The organism is Rossellomorea oryzaecorticis (assembly GCF_038405515.1).
Classification (GTDB): Bacteria; Bacillota; Bacilli; order Bacillales; family Bacillaceae_B; genus Rossellomorea; species Rossellomorea oryzaecorticis_A.
Genome location: NZ_JBBYAF010000075.1, coordinates 1 through 7,056, shown reverse-complemented (window position 1 = coordinate 7,056; position 7,056 = coordinate 1). Strand labels below are relative to the sequence as shown.

Genomic DNA, 7,056 nt, shown 5'->3' with positions numbered 1-7,056 from the left:
CTTATGACATGTGCCTCTAAGCCCTGGAGCTGGACAGGTCTCACATAAGCTACTCTTCCCGCAGGAGTCTTCGTCTTGCACTCCAATCAACCGCTAGAAACGGTCAAACTACATTATGCTTTAACAAAGTCATTTATTTAGAACTCTGTGATTATTAATAAAAGGATTTTATTGCGGACCATGCCTTGTCTTTTCCGAGGCCCGTTTCGGAGGAGAATAGTACTAATTCGTCCTCTTGATCCATTTGTAGTGTATCTTTTGTTACTTTGAGGTGCTTTTGCCATTTCCCTTTTGGGATTTTATCAGCTTTTGTGGCGATCACGATACAAGGAATGCCATAATGCTTAAGAAACTCATACATGACAACATCATCGTTGGTCGGCGGGTGGCGGAGATCGACGATGAGGATGACCGCTTTCAGCTGATCGCGGGAAGTGATATACGTTTCGATCATCTTCCCCCATGCTTCACGTTCTTTCTTGGATACTTTTGCATAGCCGTATCCAGGAACATCCACATAGTAAAGAGTTTCTTCTATTTTATAAAAATTGAGCGTCTGTGTCTTACCGGGCTTGGATGAGATCCTTGCCATACTGTTCCGGCCGATCATTTTATTGATGAAGGATGACTTCCCTACATTGGATCGCCCCGCAAGTGCAAACTCCGGCAGGTCCCCTTCCGGATATTGTTCCGGTCTGACGGCACTGATTACTAATTCAACTTGATTTACTTTCACTTCTCTTCACCTACTAATGCTTTCTCTAAGACTTCATCTATGTGGGATACAAGAATGAAAGTTAAATCTTCCCTTACACTTTCAGGAATATCATCAATGTCCTTCTCATTATCCTTCGGCAGGATAATGGTTTTGATACCAGCACGATGAGCGCTTAATGATTTTTCTTTTAAACCTCCGATTGGAAGGACCCTTCCGCGGAGGGTGATTTCACCTGTCATACCCACTTCTCTGTTTACAAATTTGCCTGTAAGGGCAGAAACGAGGGCAGTAGTGATCGTGATCCCTGCTGACGGTCCATCCTTTGGCACTGCTCCTTCAGGAACATGGATGTGAATATCCCATTTTTCATGGAATTCTTCATCAATTCCGAGATCTTTTGCTTTGGAGCGTACATAACTGAAGGCAGTCTGAGCAGATTCCTTCATGACATCCCCAAGCTTCCCTGTAAGGACAAGCTTTCCTTTTCCGGGAGCGAGCGAAACTTCAATCTGAAGCGTATCTCCTCCCACGGAAGTATAAGCAAGGCCGGTCGAAACCCCTACCTGATTTTCCACTTCCGCCTGTCCGTAACGGAATTTTTTCTTCCCTAAGAAATCTTCAATATTGCTGCTTGTGATCACGACGCGCTTCTTCTCGCCAGATACAATGATTTTTGCCGTTTTTCTGCATAGGGAGGCAAGTTGACGCTCCAGGCTTCTTACTCCTGCTTCCCGCGTATAGTAACGGACGATATCTACAAGAGCTTCATCCCTTACCTGCAGTTGATTTTTAGTCAGTCCGTGTTCTTTGATCTGCTTGGTCAATAAGTGATGCTTTGCAATATTCATTTTCTCAAGCTCTGTATAGCCTGCTATCGTGATGATTTCCATACGGTCGCGGAGCGGTCCTGGAATCGTGGAGAGATCATTTGCCGTCGCAATGAACATGACTTTGGATAAATCATATGTCTCTTCGATGTAATGATCACTGAAATTGGAGTTCTGTTCCGGGTCAAGCACTTCGAGCATCGCCGAAGATGGATCACCCCTGAAATCACTGGACATCTTATCGATTTCATCCAAGAGGAAGACCGGGTTGACCGTCCCTGCCTTTTTCATTCCCTGAATGATTCTTCCCGGCATCGCCCCTACGTATGTACGGCGGTGTCCCCTGATTTCAGATTCGTCCCTGACTCCGCCGAGGGAGATACGTACAAAGTTTCTTCCGAGTGACTCCGCTACAGAGCGAGCCAGACTGGTTTTCCCTACTCCGGGAGGTCCTGCAAGGCAGAGGATCGGGCCTTTTAACGATTTCGTCAACTGCTGCACAGCCAGATACTCCAATACTCTCTCTTTCACTTTCTCAAGCCCATAATGATCACGATCTAAGATTACTTCTGAACGTTTGATGTCCAGCTGATCTTTCGTCTCTGTTGACCATGGCAATGAAACAAGCCACTCGATGTAGTTTCTGATAACAGAACTCTCGGCTGAACTTGAAGGAACTTTTTCATAACGAGCCAGTTCTTTAAGCGCTGTTTTTTCCACTTCTTCAGGCATGTCGGCCTGCTCGATTTTCGAAGTTAAATCTTCAATTTCACCGGTTTTTCCTTCTTTATCTCCAAGCTCTTTTTGGATCGCTTTCATTTGCTCTCGAAGATAATACTCTTTTTGAGTACGTTCCATTGAACGCTTTACCCGCTGGCCAATCTTCTTTTCAAGGCTTAATACTTCTTTTTCATTATTAATGGTTTCGATCACCATTTGCAGGCGCTTCTTGATATCAAGCGTTTCAAGCACCGTTTGCTTCTCCTTCATTTTTAAAGGCAGATGCGATGCGACGATATCGGCGAGTCTCCCTGGTTCATCTATATCAGAGACGGTCGAATATGTTTCAGCTGATACTTTCTTGGATAGCTTTATGTATTGCTCAAAATAATTCAACAGTGTTCTCATCAATGCATCTGTTTCGGATTCTTTGTCAGGCGAATCATGCAGCTCTTCCACTTCTACTTCATAGTACTCTTCTTCTTCGGTAAAAGCGGCTATCGAGGCACGGTTTAATCCTTCCACGAGGACCCTGATCGTTCCGTTAGGCAATTTAAGCATCTGCTTTACCTTGGTCAACGTTCCCATTTCATAAAAATCTTCTTGTTCAGGCTCATCTATATTCATATCTTTTTGTGTCGTTAAGAAAATCAAATGATTATCCATCATGGCTTTTTCCAATGCCTGTACGGAGCGCTCACGTCCTACATCTAAATGCAAGACCATTGTCGGATAAACGAGTAAGCCTCTTAATGGAAGGAGGGGAACCGTAATTTTATTTTGTTTTGCCAAATCTAACACCTCCAAAATTAGGCTCTTAGCCTTTGTACAATTCTAACTTATTTACTAGGTAGTGTCTATTAATTAGAAAAGCGTAAGCGCCTTGAACAGCCCCGACAACGCTCTTGGGCCGGCCGGTGAAGTCGCTCTTTGACTTCATTGGGCGGACCGAAACGTCTCGAGGGGCTAGGCGCTTGAGCTGGACAATTTTCTAGAAGACATTACTCTCTCATATTTAAAGATAAGCCGATTCGGATAGACCCGAATCGGCCATAGTCTATACACTTTTCTTATTTGATTCGTTTAGCAGTGAAGTATCGCTTAATTGGTCTTTCACTAAAGCCAGGTCCAGTACTTCTTTTAGATGTTTGACCGGGATGACTTCAATTCCTTCGATTTCAGACATCATTGATTGCTGATTTTCATGAGGAATGATCGCAATCCCTGCACCTGCTAATTTTGCCGCTTTCACTTTCGGGTAAACGCCTCCGACTGGTTTAACGAATCCATGAATACTGATTTCTCCAGTTAAAGCGAGATTATGCTTGATCGGTAACCGGTAAATGGCCGAGTAAATGCCGAGTGCCATCGCGATGCCAGCTGAAGGTCCATCCACCGGGATCCCACCGGGAAAGTTAACGTGTATATCGTATTGATCGGCCGGTACGCCCATGGAACGGAGGACTGTGATGACATTTTCAATCGATCCCTTAGCCATGCTTTTGCGGCGGATCGATTTACTGCGATCACCGATGCTTTCTTCTTCGACGATTCCTGTTACATTGATTTGTCCTTTGTCCCCTGCAGGAATGACGGTCACTTCGATTTCAAGCAGCGAACCTGTATTCGGACCCGTTACAGCCAGCCCATTCACAACGCCGATCGTTGCTTCTTCATTATTGATTTTCTTTTGGTAGCGCGGTGTTAACTGACTGGATTGAATGATCCATTCCAACTCATGGTCGTAGATTTCATTTCTGTTTTCATTGATTGCTACTCCGGCTGCAATCTGGACCATATTGACTGCTTCACGTCCGTTACGGGAATACGAAGCAAGTGTCTCAAGACCTTTTTCACTGATTTTCATATTAATTTTATCAACGGCACGTGCTGCCACTCTCTTCACTTCATCCTGTTCGAGCTCTCTGAAAAACACTTCCATGCAGCGGGAACGAATCGCAGGGGGAATCTCATTCGGTGTACGAGTTGTGGCTCCGATTAATCTGAAGTCTGCTGGAAGGCCGTTTTTAAAGATATCATGTATGTGGGTGGGGATCTGATGATTTTCTTCATTATAATAGGCACTTTCCAGGAAAACTTTTCGATCTTCAAGTACTTTTAACAGTTTATTCATTTGTATAGGGTGCAATTCTCCTATTTCATCAATAAATAACACACCACCATGGGCATTTGTAACTGCTCCTTGCTTCGGCTGCGGAATTCCCGCCTGTCCCATGGCACCTGCACCTTGATAAATGGGATCATGTACAGAACCGATTAAAGGATCGGCAATCCCTCTTTCATCAAATCTGGCAGTGGTGGCATCCAATTCCACGAATACTGCACTAGATTTGAAAGGTGATTTGAAATTCTTTTTTGCTTCTTCCAAAACAAGCCGGGCAGCTGCCGTTTTACCCACTCCAGGCGGTCCATAGATGATCACATGCTGAGGATTAGGACTGCACAGGGCTGCTTTTAATGCTTTGATTCCATCTTCCTGACCGATGATATCATCGAAACTCGATGGCCTTACCTTTTCTGCAAGCGGCTCTGTCAAAGAAATCGACCGCATCTTTCTCAGCTCTTCCATTTCCTTTTTGGATTCACGGTCAATCGTCACTTTTTGATTTCGTTGATTTTTAAGAAGGTTCCAGAAATACAATCCAATGATGATTCCGAAGAACAATTGGATAAATAAAGCGATGCTAGTAAAGCTCATTCTTCTCCCTCCAAGTAGATACATGTTGTTACGGGTTAGTATCTCCTTGAGGTTGTGGGAATAAACAAAAAAATTTCGGCCTTTAGAACGGGGCAAATTCAGTTTAGGATCTACATAGTCCGTGGATTTCCGCTGCAGGTGCTCGCTTTCCGCGGGGCGGGCGGTGAGCCTCCTCGTCGCTGCGCTCCTGCGGGGTCTCACCTGTCCCGCATATCCCGCAGGAGTCGAGCACCTTCCGCTTCAATCCACTATGTACTGTTATTTTTGCATCCATCTTAAATATTTATTTTTTGTAATTCTTATTTATTAAAAATTAAAGATTAAATGAAACAAAGCCCGGAATGATAAATCATTCCGGACTTTGAAAATTTTGTTATGCTGATGTTTTTTCTTCGTTTGGATCGATGACTGTACCGTCTTCGAGAACAAGCTGCGGTGATGCATCTTCAAGAATCGTTTCTTTCGTGATGATACATTTTTTAATATCGTCACGGGAAGGAAGATCGAACATCACATCGAGCATCATCGTTTCAATGATGGAACGAAGACCGCGGGCACCCGTTTTGCGCTCAATTGCCTTTTTGGAGATTTCAAGAAGGGCATCCTCAGTGAATTCCAATTCCACATCATCAAGTTCAAGCATTTTTTGATATTGTTTCACCAATGCATTCTTAGGTTTCGTCAGAATTTCAACCAATGCTTCTTCATCAAGCGGCTCGAGACTTGAAATGACTGGAAGACGCCCGATGAATTCAGGAATCAGACCGAATTTCAATAAGTCTTCAGGTACCACTTTTGATAGAAGAGACTTTTCTTCTTTTACTTCAGCATTCTTAGGATCTGAACCGAACCCGATGACCTTTTGGCCAAGGCGGCGTTTGATGATTTGTTCGATGCCATCAAATGCTCCACCGCAAATGAATAGGACATTCGACGTATCGATCTGGATGAATTCCTGATGAGGATGCTTACGGCCGCCTTGTGGAGGCACGCTTGCCACCGTTCCTTCAAGAATTTTCAACAGCGCCTGCTGTACACCTTCACCGGATACATCTCTAGTGATGGATGGGTTTTCTGATTTTCTTGCCACTTTATCGATTTCATCAATGTAGATAATGCCTTTTTCAGCTTTTTCCACATCGTAATCTGCAGCTTGAATCAGCTTCAACAAAATGTTCTCAACGTCTTCACCTACATAACCAGCTTCTGTAAGAGATGTCGCATCCGCGATTGCGAAAGGCACATTCAGAATGCGGGCCAGTGTTTGGGCTAGTAATGTTTTACCGCTCCCTGTAGGTCCGATCATTGCAATATTACTTTTAGACAGTTCAACATCATCTACTTTGCTGCTTGAGTTAATACGTTTATAGTGATTGTACACTGCCACAGCAAGTGACTTTTTAGCCTGATCCTGACCGATGACATATTCGTCGAGAATTTCACGGATTTCCTTCGGCTTCGGAACATCCTTAAACTCAACTTCTTCTTCGGTGCCCAGCTCTTCTTCTACGATTTCCGTACAAAGTTCGATACACTCATCGCATATATAAACACCTGGACCTGCTACTAATTTACGTACTTGATCTTGCGTTTTGCCGCAAAAAGAACATTTTAGCTGTCCTTTTTCATCATTAAACTTAAACAATGTATTTCACCCCTTCATAAATACTGTTTCAATCAATCATATATTTGATATGAACGACCGAATGCCTGCTATCTTCCAACCACTGAATTATGTATTGCATTTTAGCATAGTATATGTTCGTAGAAAAATTATACGATTCTTAAGAATCATCTTATTATGTATCGGACATTTTAGCAAATATTTTACTTATGTTTTATGTATTCATTATGGAAGAAGACCGCAAGCATGATTTCAAAAATAATCCCTGCTTATTAAGGTTTATCCAAAAATGCAGGTTATTATTCTTTTTGCTGAAACTCCAAAAAAATTATTTTGTCGTTCTAATACCGCTTTTGATTTCCGTGCAAGACTTCGCTTTCCGCGGGTGACCCGTGAGCCTCCTCGGCTTCGCCTGCGGGGTCTCACATTGGCCACTTCTCCCGCAGGA

4 protein-coding genes are annotated in these 7,056 nt (G+C 43.5%); all 4 read right to left on the bottom strand.

Annotation, left to right across the window (positions count from 1 at the left end; all coding sequences use genetic code 11):
* Positions 1 to 154 precede the first annotated feature (154 nt).
* Positions 155 to 736, bottom strand: coding sequence for a ribosome biogenesis GTP-binding protein YihA/YsxC (gene yihA / locus AAEO50_RS20710; RefSeq protein ID WP_341986271.1), 582 nt, complete (start codon positions 734 to 736; stop codon positions 155 to 157).
* Positions 733 to 3,057, bottom strand: coding sequence for an endopeptidase La (gene lon / locus AAEO50_RS20705; RefSeq protein WP_341986270.1), 2,325 nt, complete (start codon positions 3,055 to 3,057; stop codon positions 733 to 735). Before lon ends, yihA begins: the two co-directional genes overlap by 4 nt.
* 265 nt (positions 3,058 to 3,322) lie before the next feature.
* Complete coding sequence (gene lonB, locus AAEO50_RS20700; RefSeq protein ID WP_341986269.1) at positions 3,323 to 4,984, bottom strand: ATP-dependent protease LonB; 1,662 nt, start codon at positions 4,982 to 4,984, stop codon at positions 3,323 to 3,325.
* A gap of 373 nt (positions 4,985 to 5,357) precedes the next feature.
* Complete coding sequence (clpX, locus tag AAEO50_RS20695) at positions 5,358 to 6,629, bottom strand: ATP-dependent protease ATP-binding subunit ClpX (protein WP_341986267.1); 1,272 nt, start codon at positions 6,627 to 6,629, stop codon at positions 5,358 to 5,360.
* Positions 6,630 to 7,056 lie beyond the last annotated feature (427 nt).